General features: G+C 69.7%; 20 protein-coding genes. 11 read left to right on the forward strand and 9 right to left on the reverse strand.

The window, feature by feature from the left end:
* The first annotated feature begins 43 nt into the window (after positions 1-43).
* Positions 44-1,345, forward strand: a complete 1,302-nt coding sequence (locus HF024_RS04930; RefSeq protein WP_168688844.1) for an MFS transporter — start codon at positions 44-46, stop codon at positions 1,343-1,345.
* Here HF024_RS04930 and HF024_RS04935 read toward each other — a convergent pair.
* Positions 1,250-2,950, reverse strand: a complete 1,701-nt coding sequence (locus tag HF024_RS04935) for a phospho-sugar mutase (protein ID WP_168690775.1) — start codon at positions 2,948-2,950, stop codon at positions 1,250-1,252. The genes HF024_RS04930 and HF024_RS04935 overlap by 96 nt on opposite strands.
* Positions 2,951-2,955: 5 nt before the next feature.
* On the reverse strand, positions 2,956-3,789 hold the full coding sequence (locus HF024_RS04940) for a purine-nucleoside phosphorylase (protein WP_168688845.1): 834 nt from the start codon (positions 3,787-3,789) through the stop codon (positions 2,956-2,958).
* Between the two features lie 85 nt (positions 3,790-3,874).
* Between HF024_RS04940 and HF024_RS04945 the strand changes: the two genes are divergently transcribed.
* From HF024_RS04945 to HF024_RS04955, 3 genes are all read left to right on the forward strand, one after another.
* On the forward strand, positions 3,875-5,311 hold the full coding sequence (locus HF024_RS04945; RefSeq protein ID WP_168688846.1) for an NAD(P)H-quinone dehydrogenase: 1,437 nt from the start codon (positions 3,875-3,877) through the stop codon (positions 5,309-5,311).
* A gap of 27 nt (positions 5,312-5,338) precedes the next feature.
* Entirely contained in the window at positions 5,339-7,000 is a 1,662-nt protein-coding gene (locus HF024_RS04950) for a sodium:proton antiporter (RefSeq protein ID WP_168688847.1), read from the forward strand.
* Between the two features lie 206 nt (positions 7,001-7,206).
* Positions 7,207-8,250, forward strand: a complete 1,044-nt coding sequence (locus HF024_RS04955) for a type IV toxin-antitoxin system AbiEi family antitoxin domain-containing protein (RefSeq protein WP_168688848.1) — start codon at positions 7,207-7,209, stop codon at positions 8,248-8,250.
* On the opposite strand, the gene HF024_RS04960 is transcribed toward HF024_RS04955, so the two are convergent.
* Together HF024_RS04960 and HF024_RS04965 are read right to left on the reverse strand one after the other, a co-directional pair.
* Positions 8,166-9,929: a biotin carboxylase N-terminal domain-containing protein gene (locus HF024_RS04960; RefSeq protein WP_168688849.1), complete on the reverse strand. Its 1,764-nt coding sequence runs from the start codon at positions 9,927-9,929 to the stop codon at positions 8,166-8,168. The two genes, HF024_RS04955 and HF024_RS04960, sit on opposite strands and share 85 nt — an antisense overlap.
* A gap of 79 nt (positions 9,930-10,008) precedes the next feature.
* The gene (locus tag HF024_RS04965; RefSeq protein ID WP_168688850.1) at positions 10,009-10,647 is read right to left on the reverse strand and encodes a nucleoside triphosphate pyrophosphatase; all 639 of its coding nucleotides are present in this window, start codon (positions 10,645-10,647) and stop codon (positions 10,009-10,011) included.
* A 24-nt stretch (positions 10,648-10,671) separates the two neighbouring features.
* Here HF024_RS04965 and HF024_RS04970 point away from each other — a divergent pair, with 24 nt between their 5' ends.
* The 4 genes from HF024_RS04970 to HF024_RS04985 are packed head-to-tail and all read left to right on the forward strand — an operon-like array spanning position 10,672 to position 14,891.
* Positions 10,672-11,931: a TRAM domain-containing protein gene (locus tag HF024_RS04970; RefSeq protein WP_168688851.1), complete on the forward strand. Its 1,260-nt coding sequence runs from the start codon at positions 10,672-10,674 to the stop codon at positions 11,929-11,931.
* Positions 11,932-11,969: 38 nt separating this feature from the next.
* Positions 11,970-12,629 (forward strand): response regulator transcription factor, encoded by a 660-nt coding sequence (locus HF024_RS04975; RefSeq protein ID WP_085369157.1) that lies wholly within the window; start codon positions 11,970-11,972, stop codon positions 12,627-12,629.
* The gene (locus tag HF024_RS04980; RefSeq protein WP_085369156.1) at positions 12,616-13,866 is read left to right on the forward strand and encodes an ATP-binding protein; all 1,251 of its coding nucleotides are present in this window, start codon (positions 12,616-12,618) and stop codon (positions 13,864-13,866) included. Before HF024_RS04975 ends, HF024_RS04980 begins: the two co-directional genes overlap by 14 nt.
* Positions 13,863-14,891 (forward strand): hypothetical protein, encoded by a 1,029-nt coding sequence (locus HF024_RS04985; RefSeq protein ID WP_168688852.1) that lies wholly within the window; start codon positions 13,863-13,865, stop codon positions 14,889-14,891. Before HF024_RS04980 ends, HF024_RS04985 begins: the two co-directional genes overlap by 4 nt.
* Positions 14,892-15,362: 471 nt before the next feature.
* Here HF024_RS04985 and HF024_RS04990 read toward each other — a convergent pair whose 3' ends face one another.
* Genes HF024_RS04990 through HF024_RS05005 form a run of 4 tightly spaced genes read right to left on the reverse strand, consistent with a single transcriptional unit; the run spans position 15,363 to position 18,192 of the window.
* Positions 15,363-15,584, reverse strand: a complete 222-nt coding sequence (locus HF024_RS04990; protein WP_168688853.1) for an acyl-CoA carboxylase subunit epsilon — start codon at positions 15,582-15,584, stop codon at positions 15,363-15,365.
* Positions 15,581-17,194: an acyl-CoA carboxylase subunit beta gene (locus HF024_RS04995; RefSeq protein ID WP_085369154.1), complete on the reverse strand. Its 1,614-nt coding sequence runs from the start codon at positions 17,192-17,194 to the stop codon at positions 15,581-15,583. Before HF024_RS04995 ends, HF024_RS04990 begins: the two co-directional genes overlap by 4 nt.
* Before the next feature lie 39 nt (positions 17,195-17,233).
* Entirely contained in the window at positions 17,234-17,566 is a 333-nt protein-coding gene (locus HF024_RS05000; protein WP_168688854.1) for a hypothetical protein, read from the reverse strand.
* 2 nt (positions 17,567-17,568) lie between these two features.
* Complete coding sequence (locus HF024_RS05005; RefSeq protein WP_085369152.1) at positions 17,569-18,192, reverse strand: hypothetical protein; 624 nt, start codon at positions 18,190-18,192, stop codon at positions 17,569-17,571.
* A gap of 100 nt (positions 18,193-18,292) precedes the next feature.
* Between HF024_RS05005 and HF024_RS05010 the strand changes: the two genes are divergently transcribed.
* Both HF024_RS05010 and HF024_RS05015 read left to right on the forward strand, forming a co-directional pair.
* Positions 18,293-19,054, forward strand: coding sequence for a biotin--[acetyl-CoA-carboxylase] ligase (locus HF024_RS05010; protein WP_168688855.1), 762 nt, complete (start codon positions 18,293-18,295; stop codon positions 19,052-19,054).
* A gap of 6 nt (positions 19,055-19,060) precedes the next feature.
* Entirely contained in the window at positions 19,061-19,615 is a 555-nt protein-coding gene (locus tag HF024_RS05015) for a PH domain-containing protein (RefSeq protein ID WP_247597308.1), read from the forward strand.
* Here HF024_RS05015 and HF024_RS05020 read toward each other — a convergent pair.
* Positions 19,577-20,119 carry a GtrA family protein gene (locus HF024_RS05020; protein WP_168688856.1) on the reverse strand — a complete coding sequence of 181 codons (543 nt, stop codon included), beginning with the start codon at positions 20,117-20,119 and terminating at the stop codon, positions 19,577-19,579. The genes HF024_RS05015 and HF024_RS05020 overlap by 39 nt on opposite strands.
* Positions 20,120-20,236: 117 nt before the next feature.
* On the opposite strand from HF024_RS05020, the gene HF024_RS05025 reads away from it, so the two are divergent.
* Positions 20,237-21,376: a 5-(carboxyamino)imidazole ribonucleotide synthase gene (locus HF024_RS05025; RefSeq protein ID WP_168688857.1), complete on the forward strand. Its 1,140-nt coding sequence runs from the start codon at positions 20,237-20,239 to the stop codon at positions 21,374-21,376.
* The last annotated feature ends 18 nt before the right edge of the window (positions 21,377-21,394 follow it).

A 21,394-nucleotide genomic window follows, 5' to 3' on the forward strand; every position in this document is an offset into this window, starting at 1 on the left:
AAATAGTTTGACAATCATCGAACGATAGTCGTATCTTGACCGTATGACGTTCGTCGAACAATCATATCGCAGATCCACTCCCGCGCTGCTGATCCTCGCGCTCGCGCTGTTCGTGGTCGCGACCAACGCCTTCGTGATCGCGGGCCTCCTGCCGCAGATCGCCGACACCCTCGGGGCGACGCCCACCCAGGTGAGCTACTCGATCACTTCCTACTCGCTCGTGGTCGCCATCGCGTCCCCCGCGGTGTCGATCCTGCTTCCGCGCGTCCCGCGCACCATCCTGATGGCCGGCGGCCTTGCGTTCTTCGCGGTCGGAGCCGCCATCGCGGCGGCAGCGCCGGACCTCGCCGTCTTCATCACGGGACGGACGCTCTCCGGGCTGGGAGGGGCCGCCCTCGTGCCCACCGCCACGGCGGCCGCCACCACCTTGGTCAGCCCGCAGCATCGCGGACGGGCGCTCGCGATCGTCGGGGCGGGCTTCACCCTGGCGACAGCGGTCGGCTCGCCGCTCGGCACCGCCCTCGGCGGGCTGGCCGGCTGGCGGCTGCCGCTCTGGTGCCTGGTGGGGCTGGGGGTGCTGCTCTCCATCGCGATCCCGTTCGTCGTCCGCGGGGTGCCGCTGCCCCCTCCGGTGTCTCTGCGACGCCGGATGGCGCCGCTCGGCGACCGCCGCATCCTGGCGCCGCTCGGCACGACGCTGCTGATGGTGGCCGGGTTCAACATCGTCTACATCTTCTCGGCGGCCGTCACCCATGCATCCACGGGCGGCTCCGGCGCCCTCCTGGCCGTGCTCCTGCTCGCGTACGGCGCCGCGGGCGTGCTCGGCAACGTGGTGGCCGGGCCGCTCACCGACCGCTTCGGCAGCCGGGTGGTCGCTGCCGTCGCGCTGGCCGGTCAGTCGGTCGCTCTGATCGTGCTGACGTTCGTCGAGGCCTCGTTCGCCGCATCCATCGTCGTGTTCGCGTTCTGGGGGATCGCCGCGTTCGCCATCGCGATCCCGGTGCAGCACAGGCTCGTGCACGTCGACCCGGCGTCCGCGGCGCTCACCCTGTCCTGGTACTCGACCGCGATGTATTTCGGGATCGCCATCGCACCCCTGATCGGAACGGCGGCGCTGAGCGCCGGTGGGCCGGTCGCCGTGCCCGTCGCGGGCGCCGTGGTCACCGTGCTCGCCCTCGGACTCTTCCTGGTCGGCTACGCCGGGCGGACGAGCGGCGCCGGTGCAGGCGCCGCTCGTCCGGAGACGGCGTCAGAGGGCCGTGAGCTCCCGCATCCCGTCGGCGAGGGCGGCGACGCGGGCGGTCGCGGTCGCGCGGCGCTCGGCGACGGTGCCGTCGGACGATGACGCGTCGATGTAGATCTTGAGCTTCGGCTCCGTGCCGGACGGCCGCACCATCACGCGCGAGCCGTCCGCCAGCAGGATGCGCAGCACGTCGCTCGGCGGGAGGTCGCCGAAACCGTCGATCAGGTCGTCGATCTGCTGCACCGTCACGTCGCCGATGGCGGACGGAGGGGTGGCGCGCAGCGCCGCCATGATGCGGCCGATCTGCGACAGGTCGGTGACCCTGATCGAGATCTGGTCGGAGGCGAAGTAGCCGAACGTCTCGGCGAACTCGTCCAGGTGGTCCGCGATGGTCTTCCCGTCGGCGGCGAGACTGTTGGCCAGGTCGAGGAACGCGGTCGCGGCGGAGATGCCGTCTTTGTCGCGCACGGTCTCCGGGTTCACCAGATAGCCGAGCGCCTCCTCGTAGCCGTAGACCAGGCCGGTGGCGCGGGAGACCCACTTGAAGCCCGTGAGGGTGTTGGCGAAGTCGAGGTGATACTTCTCCGCGACGGCGGCGAGTGCCGGCGACGACACGATGGAGCAGGCCAGCGTGCCGAAGGCGGCCTGGTCCGGTCCTTCTGCGGCCTCCGCCAGCCGGGCGGCGCGCCAGCCGAGGATCGCGCCGACCTCGTTGCCGCTGAGGCGGCGGTAGCCCGCGTCGCTCGATGCGTCGGGGATCGCCACGGCGAGGCGGTCGGCGTCCGGGTCGTTCGCGATCACCAGGTCGGCACCGGATGCGCGGGCGGCCTCGAACGAGAGGTCCATCGCGCCCGGCTCCTCCGGGTTCGGGAAGGCGACGGTCGGGAACGCCGGGTCCGGGTCGATCTGCGCGGTCACCACGGTCGGCTCCGCGAACCCTGCCGCGGCGAACACGTCGCGGGCCGTGCGCCAGCCGACGCCGTGCATCGCGGTGTATGCGAAGGAGACCGCATCCCGGGCAGCAGTAGTGGAGGCGACGGAGGCGGTGGCGTCGATGTACGCGCGCTCGATGTCGTCGGCTCCCACCTCGTAGGCGTCGGAACGCGGCAGGTCGAGCACGCTGCCGGCGGCGACCTCCAGGATGCGCGACTCGATCTCCGCATCCACGGGGGAGACGATCTGCGAGCCGTGGTTCTCGCCGCCCAGGTAGACCTTGTATCCGTTGTCGTTCGGCGGGTTGTGGCTGGCCGTGACCATGACGCCGGCACTCATGTCGAGGTGGCGCACCGCGAACGCGAGCACGGGCGTCGGCAGCAGCCGGGGGAGCAGCACGGCGCGCACGCCTGCTCCCGCCATCAGCTCCGCGGTGTCGCGGGCGAAGACGTCGGAGTTCTTACGCCCGTCGTAGCCGATCACGACGGAGGGGGTCTGCCCGTCCGCGTGGTCGAGCAGGTAGCGGGCGAAACCGGCGGCGGCCTGTGCGACCAGCACCCTGTTCATCCGGTTGGGCCCCGCTGCGATCTCGCCGCGCAGCCCGGCCGTGCCGAAGGCGAGCCTCGCGTCGAAGCGCGAGTGCAGATCGGCGACGGCGTCGGCCGACCCGGCCTGCGCGGCGACGATGAGGTCGTTCAGTTCGTCGCGGGTCTCCGCATCCGGGTCTTGCGCGACCCAGGCCTGCGCCCGCTCGATCAGGTCGTCCGTCTGCACCTCGCTCACAGGGCCTCCACGATCTGGGCGAGGAGGGCGCTGATGACCGGCTCGGCCTCGCGTCCGGCCTCGATGACCTCCTGGTGGCTGAGCGGCGTCTTCTGGATGCCGGCGGCCAGGTTGGTGATGAGCGACATACCCAGGATCTCCATCCCGGACTGTCGTGCGGCGATGGCTTCGAGCGCGGTGGACATGCCGACGATGTGGCCGCCGACGGTCTTGGCCATCTGCACCTCGGCCGGGGTCTCGTAGTGCGGGCCGCGGAACTGGGTGTACACGCCCTCGTCGAGGCTCGGGTCGATGGTCTTCGCGAGCTCGCGCAGCCGCTTGGAGTAGAGGTCGGTGAGGTCGATGAACGTCGCGCCCTCGAGCGGCGAGTCTGCGGTGAGGTTGATGTGGTCGCTGATCAGCACCGGCGTTCCCGGCTTCCAGTGCTCCTTGATGCCGCCGGCGCCGTTCGTCAGGATCATCGTCTGCACACCGGCAGCAGCTGCGGTGCGCACGCTGTGCACGACCCTGCGGACGCCGTGGCCCTCGTAGTAGTGCGTGCGCGCACCGATGACCAGGGCGCGCTTGCCGTTCGGCAGCAGGACGGAACGCAGTGTGCCGACGTGGCCTTCCAGCGCCGGCTTGCCGAAGCCGACGATCTCGGTGGCGGGGATGGTGGCGGTCGTCTCACCGATGAGGTCGGCCGCTTTGCCCCAGCCGCTGCCCAGTGTCAGTGCGATGTCGTGCTGTGCGACGCCGGTCTTCTCTGCAAGCTGCTCTGCCGCGAGCCTGGCGACCTCGAACGGGTCGGTGGCCGGGTCGTCGAGCGGGTTCGTGATGGATTCAGGCATGAGCCAACTCTACTGAGCGGGCCGCGAGCGCACAGGAAGAGCCCGGGTGCGCATCCGTGCGCCAGGATACGAGAGAATAGAGGTCATGGCCTATGAATTCGAGCGCAAGCAGAGGATCGCTGTACTCGGGGGTGGGCCTGGCGGGTACGAAGCAGCCCTCGCCGGTGCCCAGCTCGGTGCAGACGTGACCCTGGTGGAGCGCACAGGCGTCGGCGGATCCGCCGTCATCACCGACGTCGTCCCGTCGAAGAGCCTCATCGCGACGGCGGAGGCGGCCAACGCCATCGGAGAGGCCGCCGACCTCGGCGTCCAGTTCTTCACCCGCGGAGAGACCGGCAAGCCGGTGCGTCCGGAGGTCGCGGTGAACCTCGCCGCCGTCAACAAGCGGCTGGTAGGCCTCGCCAGACAGCAGTCGGAGGACATGCGTGCGGAGCTCGTGCGCGCCGGTGTGCGCATCGTCTCCGGCCAGGGCAGGCTCGACGGGTCGAGCGCGATCATCGTCTCGACCGCGAGCGGCGCGGCGGGCACGGATTTCGACAGGATCGAGGCGGACACGTTCGTCGTCTCCGTCGGTGCGAGCCCGCGCATCCTGCCGTCCGCTGTGCCGGACGGGGAGCGCATCCTGACCTGGACGCAGCTGTACGACCTCGACCGCATCCCGGAGCACCTGATCGTGGTCGGTTCCGGTGTGACCGGCGCCGAGTTCGCCTCCGCGTACACGGCCCTCGGCTCGAAGGTCACCCTCATCTCCAGCCGTGACCAGGTGCTGCCCGGCGAGGACGCCGACGCCGCGAGGGTCATCGAGAACGTCTTCAAACGCAATGGGATGCAGGTGCTCTCCAAGTCCCGTGCGGAGTCGATCGTTCGCACGGAGGACGGCGTCGTCGCGACGCTCTCCGACGGCAGGACCGTCGAGGGGAGCCACTGCCTGATGGCGGTCGGCTCCGTGCCGAACACCCGGGGGATCGGGCTCGAAGAGGCCGGCGTGCAGCTCACCGAATCCGGGCACATCCGGGTCAACAGGGTGGCGCGCACGTCCATCCCGAACATCTACGCCGCCGGAGACTGCTCCGACCTGATGCCGCTCGCGTCGGTCGCGTCGATGCAGGGGAGGACCGCGGTCTTCCACGCGATGGGTGATGCGGTCAACCCGTTCGAGCTGCGCAACGTCACCTCCAACATCTTCACCCAGCCGGAGATCGCGACGGTCGGCTGGAACCAGAAGCAGATCGAGGAGGGCATCGCGCAGGGCGACATCTACAAGCTGCCGCTCAAGTCGAACCCGCGCGCCAAGATGCTCGGCATCAAGGACGGCTTCGTGAAGCTGTTCGCCCGCACCGGATCCGGCACCGTGATCGGCGGCGTGATCGTCGCCCCGCGCGCCTCCGAGCTGATCTTCCCGCTCGCGCTCGCCGTGGAGCACCGCCTCACCGTCGACCAGGTGGCGCGGGCGTTCACGGTCTACCCGTCGCTGTCCGGCTCCATCTCGGACGCCGCCAGGGCGATGCACATCGTGCTCTGACCCCCACCTTCGCGGTAGGGTCGCGGGGTGGAAATCCTCCTCGTGATCGTCCTGGTGCTGCTGGCCATCGCCGGCGCGACGACGCTCGGGCCGAAGCTCGGCGTGGCTGCTCCGCTCGTGCTCGTGGTGCTCGGCATCGGGGTCAGCTTCCTGCCGTTCGTCCCGCCGCTGACGATCGAGCCGGAGTGGATCATCGCGGGCGTCCTGCCCCCTCTGCTTTATTCGGCGTCGGTGTCGATGCCCGCGATGGAGTTCCGGCGCGAGTTCACCGCGATCGGCGGGCTGTCGGTCCTGCTGGTGATCGTCAGCTCGGTCATCCTCGGCCTGTTCTTCGCCTGGGTGATCCCCGGCATCGGCATCGCGTGGGGCATCGCCCTCGGCGCGATCGTGAGCCCGACGGATGCGGTGGCGACCTCCATCGTGAAACGCTCGGGGGTCTCGCCGAGGGTCGTGGCGATCCTGGAGGGGGAGAGCCTGCTGAACGACGCGAGCGCTCTGGTGCTGCTGCGGACCGCCATCGCCGCGGCGGCTGCGTCGTTCTCGCTCGGCGGGTTCATCGGATCGTTCGCGTACTCGGTGGCGGTGGCGGTGGTGCTCGGCTGGGCGGTCGGGCGGCTGAACCTGATCGTGCGGGCGAAGGTCACGGACGCGACAGTGAACACGGTGCTGTCGTTCACCGTGCCGTTCCTCGCATCCATCCCGGCTGAGGCGCTCGGCGCATCCGGTCTGGTGGCCGCCGTCGTGGCCGGGCTGATCACCGGCAGGCGCGCTCCCCGGGTGCTCTCCCCGCAGCACAGGCTCTCCGACGCCCAGAACTGGCGGACGGTCGAGCTGGTGCTCGAAGGGCTCGTGTTCCTCACGATGGGCCTGGAGCTCTTCGGCATCGTCACCGACGTGCAGAACGATCACGCCGGCTTCCTGCCCGCTGTGCTCGTCGGGCTGGGCGCGCTCCTGCTCACCGTCCTGGTGCGCGCGGCATACGTCGCCCCGCTGCTGGCGAGCCTGTCCCGCCGGGCCAGACGCGGCGAGAAGATGCGGCCGAGGATCGAGAGCATGCAGGGCAGCCTCACCGATCCAGAATCCGCGACGACGGCGCTCGCCAAACGCGGAGGCCCAGGCGCCAACCGCCAGCTGAGCGCGGCGGACGTCGGACGGTTCGCCACCAGGCTGCGCCGCACGATCGCGGACATCGACTACTTCAAGGCGGCACCCCTCGGCTGGCGGGAGGGCTCGATCGTCGTCTGGGCCGGGATGCGCGGGGCGGTCACGGTCGCGGCGGCGCAGACCCTGCCGCACGACGGCACCCCGAGCCGTTCCCTGCTGGTGCTCATCGCGTTCATCGTCGCTGCCGCCTCCCTGCTCATCCAGGGCGGGACGCTCGGCTGGGTGGTGCGCCTGGTGAAGCCGGCGCCGGTCGACGAGCAGCTGGAGCGCGAGGAGGAGATCCGCCGGATGACGCTGCTCAGGGATGCGGCGGAGACGGTGCCCCTGACCGCGCCGCTCGAACGCACCCCGGAGGCGTTCCTGGCCCAGAAGAAGGCGAGGCTCGACCGCATCCAGGCCCAGCGCAGCGCCCTCCTCGACGCCCGAGACGACGGCGCCTTCAGCGCCGACCTGCTCCTGAACGCCCTCAACAACCTCGACGCCGACCAGATCAGCATCGAGCTGAAAGGCGACCCGGTCGCCTGAGCTAGGCCGTCCCCCGCCCACCCCCACCCCCGCCGCTCCCAGGCCTCCGTTCGAGCGGAGATCACGCCCCACCCGGCCGAAAACTCCGCTGTTGCGGACTTTCCAGCGGCGTGTCGCTCGTCCCTTCCGGTTCAACACATCCGGCCCTTTTCCACAGATTGCCGGATGCGCCCGCGTCGCGCTCACCGTGCATCCACACTCGATGCATGCACACCTGGAATCTCAAGGAACTCGGCGGGATCGCGTCGCGGTCACAGCTCGCAGCGGCGGGCGCGTGGCCGCCTGAACTGACGCGTGCCGTGCGCGACGGAACGCTCGTGCGGGTTCGGCGGGGCCTATACGCCCTCCCGAACGCGCGCGGGCCCGCACTCGACGCCGCTCGCCGGGGCGGTCGCCTCAGTTGCGTCTCCGCGGCCAGAACCTACGGGTGGTGGGGAGGAATGGATGCGCGCACGCACCTCCGGGTTCCACCCACCGCGCATCTCACCGAGCCACGGTCGCCGTCCTGCGTGGTGCACTGGGCGGAGTCGCAACCCTGCCGCGACGTCTGGAGGGTGTCGAAAGCAGACTGCCTTCGGAGCGTCGTCCGCTGTGCAGACCAGGAGACGGCGATCGCTGTGCTCGACACGGCCTTGTCGGACGGAGCCGTGCGGATGCACGATTTGGTCGAGATATTCGCGGGCGAGCCGTCACGCTCGCGGGCGACGGCGCTCCTCGCTCGGCCGGGCTCGGATTCCGGGGTGGAGTCGATCGCCAGGCAGCGGCTGACGGCTGCCGGCTACACCGTCGAGCAGCAGATTCCCGTGCCTGGTGTCGGCAGAGTGGATCTGCGGGTGGACGGCTGGCTGTTCATCGAGCTCGACGGTTTCGAGTACCACCGCGATCGGGATGCGTTCGAGCGGGACCGAGCGCGGGACCTGGGACTCGCCGTGCTCGGCGCGGGCAGGTTGCGGTTCTCCGCCAAGCAGGTGCTCTCCGAGTGGGATTCGGTGCTGGACGGCATCCGGGCTGTCGTTCGGCAGGAGATGTCGCGAGACACGCCGATGGCTCGTCCGTTCGGGCGGAGAACGCAGCGTAAGGCTGCTGGTTTTCCGTTCGAGCGGAGCGCTGAGGGCAGGGGCGCTGGTCCTCCGTTCGAGCGGAAGGAGGACCAGCCCCACGAGCCTCAGACGATGTTGAGCAGGAGGTGGCCGGAGGAGACCGTCTCGCCGACGGCGGCGTTGATACCGGCCACGGTGCCGTCTTTGTGAGCGGTGAGCGGCTGCTCCATCTTCATGGCCTCGAGCACCAGCACGAGATCGCCCTTGACGACCTCGTCGCCGTCGGAGACCGCGAGCTTGACCACTGTCGCCTGCATCGGCGCGGTCACCGAGTCGCCGGTCGCGGTGTCGACGGCGTGCGCTCCGCCGCGGCGGCGAGGGGCAGGGCTGGTTGCGCCCGTGTCCGCTCCTCCGGTGAGGAGCTTCGCGGGGAGGGAGACCTCGATGCGCTTGCCCTCGACCTCGACCACGACGTTGCTGCGGCGCTCTGCGGGGGCCGCGTCACCGAGCTCGCCCGACCAGGGAGCGATGTCGCCCTGCCAGTCCGTCTCGATCCAGCGGGTGTAGATGGAGAACGGCTCGCCGTCCTGCGGTGCGAACGCGGGGTCGCGGACGATGGCGCGGTGGAACGGGAGCACGGTCGGCAGACCGGCGACCTCGAACTCGTCGAGGGCGCGGCGGGAGCGTTCGAGTGCTTCCTCGCGGCTCGCGCCGGTGACGATCAGCTTGGCGAGCATCGAGTCGAACGAGCCGCTGATCACGTCGCCGGCCTGGATGCCGCTGTCGACGCGGACGCCGGGGCCGCCCGGCGCCTTGAAGACGTGCACGGGGCCGGGCGACGGGATGAAGCCACGGCCGGCGTCCTCGCCGTTGATGCGGAACTCGAACGAGTGGCCGCGGGCGATCGGGTCGTCGTAGTCGAGTTCTCCGCCCTCGGCGATGCGGAACTGCTCGCGCACCAGGTCGATCCCGGTGACCTCTTCGGAGACCGGGTGCTCGACCTGCAGGCGGGTGTTCACCTCGAGGAAGGAGACCGTGCCGTCCTTGCCGATCAGGAACTCGCAGGTGCCGGCGCCCTGGTAGCCGACCTCCTTCAGGATGGCCTTGGATGCGCTGTAGAGCTGGTCGGTCTGCTCCTGCGTGAGGAACGGAGCCGGTGCCTCCTCGACGAGCTTCTGGTGCCTGCGCTGCAGGGAGCAGTCGCGCGTGGAGACGACGACCACATTGCCGTACGCGTCCGCGAGGCACTGCGTCTCGACGTGACGCGGCTGGTCGAGGTACTTCTCGACGAAGCACTCGCCGCGGCCGAACGCCGCGATGGCCTCGCGGGTCGCGGACTCGAAGAGCTCGGCGACCTCGTCGCGGGTGCGGGCGACCTTGAGGCCGCGTCCACCGCCGCCGAAGGCCGCCTTGATGGCGACCGGCAGACCGTGGATGTCGACGAAGTCGAGCACTTCGGAGGCGTCGGCGACCGGGTTCAGGGTGCCGGGAGCGAGCGGGGCGCCGACCTTCTCGGCCACGTGGCGGGCGGAGACCTTGTCGCCGAGGCGCTCGATCGCATCCGGGGACGGGCCGATCCAGGTCAGGCCGGCCGCGATGACGGCGCGGGCGAACTCGGCGTTCTCCGCGAGGAAGCCGTAGCCGGGGTGCACAGCGTCTGCGCCGGACCTGCGGGCGATGGAGAGCAGCTTGTCGATGACCAGGTACGTCTCCGCGCTGGTCGTGCCGTCGAGCGCGTACGCCTCGTCGGCGAGCCGGACGTGCATGGCGTCTCTGTCCTGGTCGGCGTAGACCGCGACAGACGCGATACCGCTGTCCTTCGCTGCGCGAACGACCCGGACGGCGATCTCGCCCCGGTTGGCGATGAGGACCTTGGTGATACGTGGCACAGTTTCCTAGCCTATTGCTCAGTCGGGGGAGCCTTTTGGGCGATCCCCACAAAAATGGTCGGGTCGGACGTGAGGTTGACTACAGTCGCCGGTTCCACAGGTCGGGCCAGTTCACGCCCAGCTCGACGAACAGTTCCCGCAGGGTGGAGAGGGAGAGCCCCACCACCGTACTCGGGTCGCCGTCGACCCTGGTGATGAACGGGCCGCCGAGGCTGTCGATCGTGAACGCTCCGGCCACCTCCAGCGGCTCGCCCGAAGCGATGTACGCGTCGATCTCGACGTCGGTGACGTCGGCGAAGGTCACGGAGGCGACCGCCGTGCGGCCGACGGCCTGGTTCTCGATGCCGTTCCTGTGGTCGATCAGCCAGTGGCCGGAGTGCAGACTGCCCGTGCGGCCGCGCTGCGCCAGCCAGCGGGTGCGTGCCGTCTCCGGCAGGTGCGGCTTGCCGTGGATCGCCCCGTCGAGCTCGAACGCGGAGTCCCCGCCGAGGATGAAGCCGTCGATGGGCTCGCCGTTCAGGTCGCCCCGCACCGCCTCGGCCTTGAGGCGGGCGAGCAGGTGCACCATCGCCTCCGGGGTCAGCGGGCCGTGCTCGGCCTCGGCGGCGAGGACGGCGGCGGGCTCGTCCACGTGCGACGGGACGACGATCGGCTCGATCCCCGCTGCGCGGAGCAGTGCGAGCCTGGCTGGTGAGGTTGATGCCAAGTAGAGGCGCATGGGTTCCTGTGGGATGCTCGACGGATGCCCCAGTTCGATGAGGTCGACCTCGACATTACCAACGTCGCCCACGGCGGCGTCTTCGTCGCCCGCCACGAAGGCCGCGTCGTCTTCGTGCCGGACACCCTTCCCGGTGAGCGCATCCGGGCCAGGATCACCGATCAGAAGCACGACAGCTTCTGGCGTGCGGAGACGCTCGAGGTGATCGAGGCCGCCCCCGAACGGCAGGAGCACGTCTGGGAGGCGGCGTCCATCCACCGCGAGCCGGGCAACAGGGCAGGAGGCGCCGAGTTCGGCCACATCAGGCTCGATCACCAGCGCGAGCTCAAGCGCCAGGTGATCGCGGACGCGATGCAGCGCATGGCGAAACTCGACACCGACGTGGTGGTCGAGCCTGTCGCCGGCGAGACCGCCGACGGCACGGGATGGCGCACCCGCGTCCGCCTTCAGGTCGACCGTTCCGGCGCCGTCGGGCCGTACGCCGCCCGCTCGCACACCGTCGTCCCGGTGACCGGCCTTCCCCTCGCCACGGCGCTCGTCGACGAGACGGCTCCGTTCGGCCAGACCTTCCCCGGCGCGGAGTCCGTGGATGTGGTCGCCACGGGCACCGGCGCCGCCCACCTCCTCGTCAACGAGGCTCCCGTGAAGCGCGGCAGGAAACTCGTCCGTCCCCGCCAGCGCCCCGTGCCCATCCGGGAGATCGTCGGCGACCGCGAGTTCCAGCTGGATGCGCGCGGCTTCTGGCAGGTGCACCGCGCGGCCGCCGCCACCCTCACCGAGGCCGTGCAGACGGCCGTCGAAGAGGCGCTGTTCGACCCGCGCGCCGCCAACCTCGACCTCTACGGCGGCGTCGGGCTGCTCGCGGCGGCCATCGGCGACCGTTTCGGGTCGACGCTGCGGATCACCTCGGTCGAGAGCGACGAGGCCGCGACGGACAACGCCGCGGAGAACCTGGCCGACTGGCTCGGCGCATCCGTCGTCACCGACAGGGTGGAGCGCTTCGTGCAGCGACTCGCCGGGGAGGCGTCCGCCGTCGAGCGGGCACGCCTGCGCGCGGCGACGGTCGTCCTCGACCCTCCGCGCTCGGGTGCCGGCCGCCAGGTGGTCGACGCGATCGCATCGCTCGCCCCCGCGCAGATCGTCTACGTCGCCTGCGATCCCGTGGCCCTCGCCCGCGACGTGGCCCTGTTCGCCGAGCGGGGATACCCGCTGCGCACGCTGCGCGCGTTCGACCTGTTCCCGAACACGCACCACGTCGAGGCCGTCGCCACGCTGGCGCCGTGAGCGCGTCAGTGCATCATCGCCCCACTACGATGGTCAGCATGGTGCGGGTGGCAATCGTCGATGATCACGAGTCCGTGCGTCTGGGCCTCAAAGCGGCCTGTCAGGACGCGGGCTACGAGGTGCTCGTCACCGCGCCCACCGTCGACGAGTTCGTAACACTGCTCGGCGCGCAGGAGTGCGACGTCGTCGTGCTCGACCTCTCCCTCGGCGACGGGTCGAAGGTCACCGATAATGTGAAGCGCGCCCAGGCGACAGGGGCGGCCGTGCTGGTCCACAGCATCGCCGACCGGGTCGCCAGCGTGCGCGAGGCGCTCGCCGCCGGTGCTGCCGGCGTCATCCCGAAGTCGTCCCCGACGACCACCGTCATGAACGCGATCAAGACGGTCGCGAGCGGCGATGTGCTCAACAACCTCGAGTGGGCGACGGCGATCGACGCGGACAGCGATTTCGCCAAGGCCCAGCTCGGCCGCCGCGAACGGGATGTGCTGCACCTGTATGCCTCCGGCCTTCCGCTCAAGGCGGTCGCGGCGCAGCTCGGCATCGCCAACTCGACCGCCCGCGAATACCTCGACCGCATCCGGGTGAAGTACGTGGAGGTCGGTCGTCCGGCACCCACCAAGGTCGACCTGCTCCGCCGTGCCGTCGAAGACGGAATCCTGCCCGGGCTCGACCCCGACACGGGCAATGAGCGCAAGTAGCGCGCCACCGCGGACCGCCCCTCCCGAGGCGTCCCAACCGCGCAATCCGATCAGCCGCGAGCGGTTCGAGCGCATCGCCGGCCGCAGCGTGTCGGCCTTCGGCCTGGTGTTCGGCCTGCAGACCATCCCGACCGCGCTCGGGCAGTTGCCCGGGCTCCGGTCCCCGTGGGGCCTGATCGAGATCGTCGTCGTCTTCGGCGGCCTCGCTGCGATCGTGCTGCTCGCCATCGTGCAGCGGTTCGTGAAGGCGGCGATGGCGACGCTGTCCGTCGTCTACTTCGCGGCGATCGTCACCTGGCCGCTGCTCGCCCTCGACTCGCACTCGTTCGCGGCGGACAAGCCGTGGGTGTGGTTCCTCTGCTCGGTGTTCACCGCGTTCGCCGCCGTGGCGTTCCCGCTCTGGCTGGCGACCGCGTACACGTTCATCACGCCGATCGCATACGGCATCGTGCGCGCGCTGCCCGCCGGGGGAGGGGTCGGTGCAGAGCTGGCCGGTCTCGACGCGCTGTACGCGATCATTCTGGGCGGCGTGATCCTGGTCATCATCGCGATGCTGCGGCAGGCCGCATCCACGGTCGACACCGCGCAGAGCCAGGCGCTCGCCAAGTACGCCAACGCCGTGCGCCAGCACGCCACCGAGGTCGAGCGTGTCCAGGTGGATGCGATCGTGCACGACAGCGTCCTGACCACCCTGCTCTCCGCAGCCAGCGCCCGCACGCCGGAGGCGAAGGAGCTCGCAGCGCGGATGGCCTCCGACGCCATCGGCCACCTGCACGCAGCGGAGGCGTCGAGCCCGGAGGACCAGTCCCTGGTCGGACTCGACCGGCTGAGCGAGCGCATCTTCACGGCGGCCAACGCCTTCTCGTCGCCGTTCGAACTGGATGTGCGCGACGTGGAGGTGCACGTGCTGCCCGTGAACGTCGCGGAGGCCGTCTACTCCGCCACCGTGCAGGCGATGGTGAACAGCATGCAGCACGCCGGCACCAAGGATGTGCGTCGCACCCTCTCGATCCGCGGCGGCAGCCCGCAGGCGACCGTCCACATCGTGGTGGCGGACACCGGGCGCGGCTTCTCGGCCGCCGACGTCCCCGCCGAGCGGCTGGGGCTGCGGGTGAGCATCAGGGAGCGCCTGTCGAAGGTGGGCGGTCACGCGCGCATCGAATCGGCGCCGGGTGAGGGCACGACGGTCACGATCCTGTGGCCGTCGTCGGAGAGCGATGCGGAGGTGCGCGGATGATCACGCTGCCCCGGTTCCTCTTCCTCGGACTCGGTGCGCTGTTCTCGGCGTACCACCTGTTCCTCGCGCTGTCGTCGCTGTCGACGCCCGTCAACCCGGGGCCGCCGATCGCCGCGATGATCCTGTACGGGGTGGCGACGGTGATCAGCCTCTGGCCGACCAGCCCCACCAAGATGCCGCTCTGGCTCGCGGCGTTCGACCTCGCGGTGTGCGTCGCCATCCCGATCCTGGTGACCAGCCAGCTCGACCCGGCGAAGGACAACGGCTACGCCACCTGGTACGTGGCGGCCGTCGGCACGCTGATGACGATCGCCGCGGTGCGCAGACAGCAGTTCGCGGCCTGGGTGGGCGTCGGCTACCTGGCGGTGCAGACCATCGTCTGGGCCGGTATCCCCGCGCTGGCGGGCCTCGGGGTGATCGGCTCCGTGGTGTGGGTCGGCGTCGCGGTCGTGATCTCCGGCTCGCTCGCGAAGGCCGGCAGGGACGCCCTACAGTTCGCCCGCGCGGAGCGGGAGGCCACCGAATGGCAGGCGGCCCAGGAAGCGCACGTCATGGAGCGCCAGCTGCGCCTGCGGCAGACCTACCGGGTGGCAGCGCCGATGCTCGCCGAGATCGTGCGCCGCGGGGGAGACCTGACGGAGGCCGAACGGCGGGAGTGCCGCTACCTCGAAGGTGCGATCCGCGACGAGATCCGTGGCCGCAGGCTGCTCAACGACGACGTGCGCCGCCAGGTGATGGATGCGCGCCGCCGCGGAGTCGTCGTCAGCCTCCTCGACGAGGGCGGCATCGACGACCTCGACCAGCACGCTCTCGACGGCGTGCTGCGTCGCCTGGCGGACGCCATCCGGGGCACCACGACGGACAAGCTGATCGTGCGCACGGTTCCGCGGTCGTCGAAGACGGCGGTGACGGTGGTGGGGCTGCGCATGTCGGACGACGGCAACGCCAACGCGCTCGGCGCGGACACCGAGGACGACGAGGTCGACCTCTGGCTGGAGATCCCGCGGCCCGTGCACGAGTCCTGACCCGGCTCTCGGCGGTTCGTTCGGGCGGAGATTTGGCGCGCCACGCCGCGCGCGTCTCCGCAACGGCGGAGATTCGGAGAGATGGCGCGCGTTCTCCGCGTGAGCGGACGCGGCGCGGACGATGGAGGATGCGGGCGGCGAAGGGCGAACGCGCCCAGACATGGAGAAAGGGGCCGACACCCGAATTGTCGGCCCCTTTTCAAACCCCGAGTCAGGGCGACAACCCGAATATCGCCCTGACTCGCCCCCAAAACACTCGCCCGCTTACCCTAGTCGGCGAGTGATTGGCGGTGTGACTCACGAGGAGAGACACCTAGCACTATCTATATTGGCGATGCCGATGACAGATAAATAGTCGTCATTTTGGAGGACATGGGGGACAATCGTGTCCCCTGCGCCTCCGGACGCCGCGAATTGGTGCTTGTCCCGCACTCGGGGGACGGTGCCCCCGGGGTACATCACCCGCATTCGTCAGCCGGCGAACGAGCGCCATGACCCCGGGCCGGGCGTCAACGGCGTGCGCAGCGCGCGCTGGCTGCGTGCCCAGGCGTCCGGTCCCGCCGGCGGGCGTGCATCCCGTGCAGCGGCCTCCGCCTCGGCGATGGCGGCCGTGAGCACGGCGGTCACCGCGGCGACCTCCTCCGGCGTCACGCCGCGCGTGACGAACCGGATGCTGTCTGGCTCGATCGTCACAGCGGGATGTTCCCGTGCTTCTTGGGCGGCATGGATGCGCGCTTGGTGCGCAGCGCCCGCAGCGCCTTGATGACGGACACGCGGGTCGCGGCAGGCTCGATCACGCCGTCCAGCTCGCCGCGCTCGGCGGCGAGGAACGGGCTGGCCACGTTGTACGTGTACTCGTTCGCGAGCTTCGTGCGGACCGCCGCGACATCCTCGCCGGCCTCCTCCGCACGCTTGATCTCGCCGCGGTACAGGATGTTGACGGCGCCCTGGCCGCCCATCACGGCGATCTCCGCCGTCGGCCAGGCCAGGTTGATGTCCGCACCGAGCTGCTTCGAGCCCATGACGATGTACGCGCCGCCGTACGCCTTGCGGGTGATGATCGTGACGAGGGGCACGGTGGCCTCCGCGTACGCGTAGAGCAGCTTCGCTCCTCGGCGGATCACGCCCGTCCACTCCTGGTCGGTGCCGGGAAGGTAACCGGGCACATCCACCAGGGTGAGGATCGGGATGCTGAACGCGTCGCAGAAGCGCACGAACCGGGAGGCCTTCTCCCCGGCGTCGATGTTGAGCGTTCCGGCCATCGCGCTCGGCTGGTTGGCGACGATGCCGACGGAGTGGCCTTCGACGCGGGCGAAGCCGATGACGATGTTCGGTGCGAACAGCGGCTGGATCTCGAGGAACTCGCCGTCGTCGACGACGCCCTCGATGATGGACTTCACGTCGTACGGCTGGTTGGGCGAATCCGGGATGATCGTGTTGAGCTTGCGGTCGGCGTCCGTCAGCTCCAGCTCCGGCTCCGCGGCGAACACCGGCAGCTCGCCGAGGTTGTTCTGCGGCAGATAGCTGAGCAGGGTGCGCGCGTAGTCGAGCGCGTCCTCCTCGTCGCTCGCGAGGTAGTGCGAGACGCCGGAGATCTTGTTGTGCGTCAGTGCGCCGCCGAGCTCCTCGAAGCCGACGTCCTCGCCGGTGACCGTCTTGATGACGTCTGGTCCGGTGACGAACATGTGGCTCGACTTGTCGACCATGATGACGAAGTCGGTGAGGGCAGGGGAGTAGACGGCGCCGCCGGCGGCAGGCCCCATCACGATGGAGATCTGCGGGATGACACCGGACGCCTGGGTGTTGCGGCGGAAGATCTCGCCGTACTTGCCGAGCGCGACGACACCCTCCTGGATGCGCGCTCCGCCGGAGTCGAGGATGCCGATCATCGGGACGCCGGTCTTGAGCGCGTGATCCATGACCTTGATGATCTTCTCGCCGGCCACCTCGCCGAGCGAGCCGCCGAAGATGGTGAAGTCCTGGCTGAACACGGCCACGTTGCGACCGTGGATGGTGCCGACGCCGGTGACGACCGCGTCACCGTACGGACGCTTGTTCTCCATGCCGAAGGCGTGGGTGCGGTGACGGACGAACTCGTCGAACTCCACGAACGATCCGTGGTCGAGCAGCAGGTCGATGCGCTCGCGGGCGGTGAGCTTGCCCTTGGCGTGCTGCTTCTCGATGGCGGACTGACCGCTCGCGGTCACGGCCTCGTGGAAGCGCTCCTTGAGGTCGGCGAGCTTGCCTGCTGTGGTGTGGAGATCGGCAGTCTGTCCATGTTCTGTGTCGGTCACGCCGTTCACTCTACCTGCCAGCAGAAGGGCGGTGGCGTTGAGGATTCCCTACAAGAGTCCGTCGGCTGCGTGTGCAGTGTCGCGGGTCTCACCGGGATGCGGCGCTTCGTCTCTGCGCACGCCATCGACGATGCGGGTGACGTGGCCCATGACGATTCCCGCCCCGATCAGGACGCTGCCCAGCGGCGCAATGATCAGGCCGACGGCGCGGACGGCGAAGTCGAACCCGAGCAGGATGTCCTGATCCATGCCGAGGGCCGTGGTGCTCGCGGCTGCGATGGAAAACCCGAGCGCGGGCAGTACGAGTTGCAGGACGGCTCCGGCGCAGGCGAGAACGATGCCGAGAACCAGAATGGCCTTCGGGCGAGGGCGCGCGTTCACGCTCAGGCCCGCCAGAGGTATGCCACGCCGGTGGCCCAGGACATGGACGATCCTTGCATCTGGGTGTACGCGAGGGTGTTGCCCCACGGTACGAGGAAGGTCGCTCCGCCACCGCATCCCGTGGAATACCAGGAGGCTCCGTTGCCGGCGTTGAACCCGCGCGCTCTCGTGCACAGATGGACGTCCGAGGTGTTCTCCCAGACGTACTCCCGCCGATAGCCGGGGTAGCCGATCACGGCGCACCCCTGCACGCTCGTCGCCCAGGTGTTGGCGATCCCACCGACACTTCTGACCTTCTGGCCGCACCCGGTCCTGCTCGTCCTGATCGCGAGGGTGTCGAGGGACCCCTGCCTATCGGCCTCCTGGATGGCCTCCGCCACTTCCAGCGCTTTGCCGGCCCTGACGTCCACGACGAGCTCTGCACCTGACGGCGTCGCAACGACAAGGGGACCCTCAAACGTTGTGGGGTCGATCGCGCCGTTCTCCTGTTGGGCAGTTTCTGGCGCGAACGCGACGGAGTCATCGCTTGCCGTCGCGGGTAGCGCAGAGGAGAACAGAAGGGCCGCCGTGCAGCCCACAATCAAGGCCGCACGAGCGCCCGAGTTCCTACGGAAGACGAACATCATTGTCACACCTTTCATGCAATATGTAGCCATAAGAGTGCCAGATACCATCATGTTCTGCAAGCGCTGGTATCGCACGCCGTCCCGCTGGCAGACTGGGGCAATGGAGTTCCGTCGCAGTCGCGCAATCGTCCCCGTCCTCGATGTGCTCGAGGAGGCGGGGTCGACGAACGACGTGCTCGTCTCCCGCGCTGCCGGGCTGCCAGACCTCGCCGTCGTGCTCACCGACAACCAGACCGGCGGACGCGGGCGGCTCGGCCGGGTGTGGGTGTCTCCTCCCGGCAAGGCCATCGCCGTCTCCGTGCTGATCAAGCCCAGCGGGCTCCCCGTCGAGTCGTTCGGCTGGTTCCCGCTGATCGCCGGGCTCGCCATGAGCAGGGCGCTCTCGCCGCTCGTGCCCGGCGCCGTCGAGGTGAAGTGGCCGAACGACGTGCTCATCGACGGCAGCAAGGTCTGCGGCATCCTCACCGAGCTCCTGCCCGACCTGTCCGGTCTCGTCATCGGTTCCGGCGTCAACCTCACGCTCAGCGCCGACGAACTCCCCACCGAGACCTCCACCTCCCTGCTGGTCGCCGGGGCGACCGACATCGACGTGGATGCGGTGCTCGCGGCATACCTCCGGCACCTGATCACCCTCTACCGCGAGTTCGAGACCGCGGGAGGCGACCCGGTCACGAGCGCTGTCAGGGACGAGGTGGCAGAGGCGTGCCACACCATCGGCCGCAGCGTGCGGGTGCTGCTGCCCTCTGGAGACGATCTGCTCGGGACGGCGGTCGGGATCGACGAGGACGGACGGCTCCTGGTCGAGACCGATGCCGGGATCACGGCTGTCGCGGCGGGCGACGTGACCCACCTGCGGTATTAATTGGTCATGAGCAACACGCCCCCCGATTCAGGAGCGCCCGCTGCGCCTCCCGAGCGCATCGTGGCGCGGCTGCGCTCGAACGCCCGGGCGATGTTCTGGCCGAGCATCGTCCTGATCGCCGCCTGCGGAGCGCTCGGCTACTTCGCCGGCCGGTTCGACGAGGTGTGGGAGATCGTGCTGCTCTGGTCGGCCGCCGCCGCCGTCATCCTGCTGCTGTTCCTGCTCCCGCTGGCCTCGTGGCTGAGCAGGAGGTACACGATCACCACCAGGCGGATCATCCTGCGCCACGGCTTCTTCGTGCGGGTGCGCCAGGAGCTGCTGCACAGTCGCGGCTACGACGTGACGGTCAAGCGCAACTGGCTGCAGAGCGCGTTCCGGTCGGGGGATGTGCGCATCAACTCCGGCCTCGAACGCCCGGTCGTACTGAAGGACGTCCCGAAGGCCGACGCCGTCCAGCGCGCGCTGAACGACCTGATGGACCACGCGCAGACCGTGGTGGCCGTGCGCAGGCAGCAGTCGGAGTCAGTCTCGGACGAGACCACCGTCTGGGGTTCCCGGTAGCGGGGTAGCACCCGTGAGCACCGGCTCCGTGGTGGTGGTCGCCGCATCGCGGCCGCCGCGGTGCGGTGCGAACACCCACCAGCGGTAGAACGCGAACCGGAACACCGTGCCGAGCGCGAGTCCGACGACGTTGTTCGCGATGTTGTCGGCGAGGCGGCTGTCGAAGCCGAGGACGACGCGGGACACGTAGACGCAGAGCACAGGGATGACGAGCCCGCAGATGCTCACGATCAGGAACTCGACACCCTCGCGGGCGACGTTCGACCTGCGCTCCTTGGCGAACGCCCAGTAGCGGTTGCCGACGTAGTTGGTGGCGATGGCGACGGCGTTGGCGATGACCGTCGCGACCAGCGCACCCCCGTGCGACGCGGACATCGGCGTGAGCAGCAGCAGGTTGAACACGGCGAGGTTCACCACCACGCCGACAGCCCCGACCGCGCCGAACTTCGCCAGCTGCGGCAGCAGCCGCGAGCGGCGGGTTGCCGGGGGAGTGTCGATCGTCATGCGTCCAACCTGATCTGCGCGAAGATAGATGAGTGCGTGGCGAGCATACGCGCGAACGGTATCCCCAGTCTGGGAGTTGCCCCCACCCACCCTGAAGAGTATCGAGGAGACGATCAGATGGCGAAGAACACGGTCGGCGTTATCGGCGGAGGGCAGCTGGCCCGCATGATGGTCCCTCCCGCCATCGAACTCGGGATCGACATCCGCGTGCTCGAAGAGGCGGAGGGGATGAGCGCCGAGATCGCCGCGACCGGCGTCGGAGACTACCGCGACCTCGACACCGTCCTGGCGTTCGCCGAGACCGTGGATGTGATCACCTTCGACCACGAGCACGTCCCCCCGGCGATCCTCCGTGAGCTGGTCTCGCGCGGCATCGAGGTGCACCCGGGTCCGGATGCGCTGCTCTACGCCCAGGACAAGCTTCAGATGCGCGCCAAGCTCACCGAGCTCGGCCTTCCCGTCCCGGACTGGGCGGCCGTCGAGTCCGCCGACGAGCTGGGAGCGTTCCTCGCCGACCACGGTGGCCGCGCCGTCGTGAAGACCGCCCGCGGCGGCTACGACGGCAAGGGCGTCCGCGTCGTCTCGGAGGCGGCAGAGGCCGACGACTGGTTCCTCGCGCTCGCCGAGGACGGCAGGGGAGGGGCGCTCCTCGTCGAGGAGCTCGTCTCGTTCAGCAGGGAACTCGCCCAGCTGGTGGCCCGCCGCCCGTCCGGCGAGATGAAGACCTGGCCGGTGGTCGAGACCGTTCAGCGGGACGGCGTCTGCGCAGAGGTCATCGCTCCGGCCCCCGGCTCGAGCGGCCGTGCCGCCGACCTCGCCGCGGAGATCGCGCGCACCATCGCGGACGGTCTCGGCGTCACCGGAGTGCTCGCCGTCGAGCTGTTCGAGACGACGGACGGACGCATCCTGGTCAACGAGCTGGCGATGCGCCCGCACAACAGCGGCCACTGGTCGATCGAGGGCGCCGTCACCAGCCAGTTCGAGCAGCACCTGCGCGCCGTGCTCGACCTTCCGCTCGGGTCGACGGAGACGCGCGACGACTGGTCGGTGATGATCAACATCCTCGGCGGCCCGGCTTCCGGATCGCTGCAGGACAGGTACCCCGCTGCGCTCGCCGCACATCCGAGGGCCAAGTTCCACGGCTACGGCAAAGACCCGCGACCCGGCCGCAAGGTCGGTCACGTCACGGTCGGCGGGGACGACCTGGACGACGTGGCGTACCAGGCGAGAGCGGCCGCGGCCTTCTTCGCGGACTGACGCAGCCTCCACAGACTG

It is taken from the genome of Leifsonia sp. PS1209 (assembly GCF_012317045.1).
Lineage (GTDB): Bacteria > Actinomycetota > Actinomycetes > Actinomycetales > Microbacteriaceae > Leifsonia.

Excerpts from the sequence above, each read along its gene's own strand:
- HF024_RS04940 (WP_168688845.1), bottom strand. The coding sequence starts at position 3,789 with ATGCCTGAATCCATCACGAACCCGCTCGACGACCCGGCCACCGACCCG.
- HF024_RS05020 (WP_168688856.1), bottom strand. The coding sequence starts at position 20,119 with ATGACGATCGACACTCCCCCGGCAACCCGCCGCTCGCGGCTGCTGCCG.
- HF024_RS04965 (WP_168688850.1), bottom strand. The coding sequence starts at position 10,647 with ATGCGCCTCTACTTGGCATCAACCTCACCAGCCAGGCTCGCACTGCTC.
- HF024_RS04945 (WP_168688846.1), top strand. The coding sequence starts at position 3,875 with ATGGCCTATGAATTCGAGCGCAAGCAGAGGATCGCTGTACTCGGGGGT.
- HF024_RS05010 (WP_168688855.1), top strand. The coding sequence starts at position 18,293 with ATGGAGTTCCGTCGCAGTCGCGCAATCGTCCCCGTCCTCGATGTGCTC.
- HF024_RS04955 (WP_168688848.1), top strand. The coding sequence starts at position 7,207 with ATGCACACCTGGAATCTCAAGGAACTCGGCGGGATCGCGTCGCGGTCA.
- HF024_RS05015 (WP_247597308.1), top strand. The coding sequence starts at position 19,061 with ATGAGCAACACGCCCCCCGATTCAGGAGCGCCCGCTGCGCCTCCCGAG.
- HF024_RS05025 (WP_168688857.1), top strand. The coding sequence starts at position 20,237 with ATGGCGAAGAACACGGTCGGCGTTATCGGCGGAGGGCAGCTGGCCCGC.
- HF024_RS05005 (WP_085369152.1), bottom strand. The coding sequence starts at position 18,192 with ATGATGTTCGTCTTCCGTAGGAACTCGGGCGCTCGTGCGGCCTTGATT.
- HF024_RS04975 (WP_085369157.1), top strand. The coding sequence starts at position 11,970 with ATGGTGCGGGTGGCAATCGTCGATGATCACGAGTCCGTGCGTCTGGGC.
- HF024_RS04985 (WP_168688852.1), top strand. The coding sequence starts at position 13,863 with ATGATCACGCTGCCCCGGTTCCTCTTCCTCGGACTCGGTGCGCTGTTC.
- HF024_RS04970 (WP_168688851.1), top strand. The coding sequence starts at position 10,672 with ATGCCCCAGTTCGATGAGGTCGACCTCGACATTACCAACGTCGCCCAC.
- HF024_RS04980 (WP_085369156.1), top strand. The coding sequence starts at position 12,616 with ATGAGCGCAAGTAGCGCGCCACCGCGGACCGCCCCTCCCGAGGCGTCC.
- HF024_RS04930 (WP_168688844.1), top strand. The coding sequence starts at position 44 with ATGACGTTCGTCGAACAATCATATCGCAGATCCACTCCCGCGCTGCTG.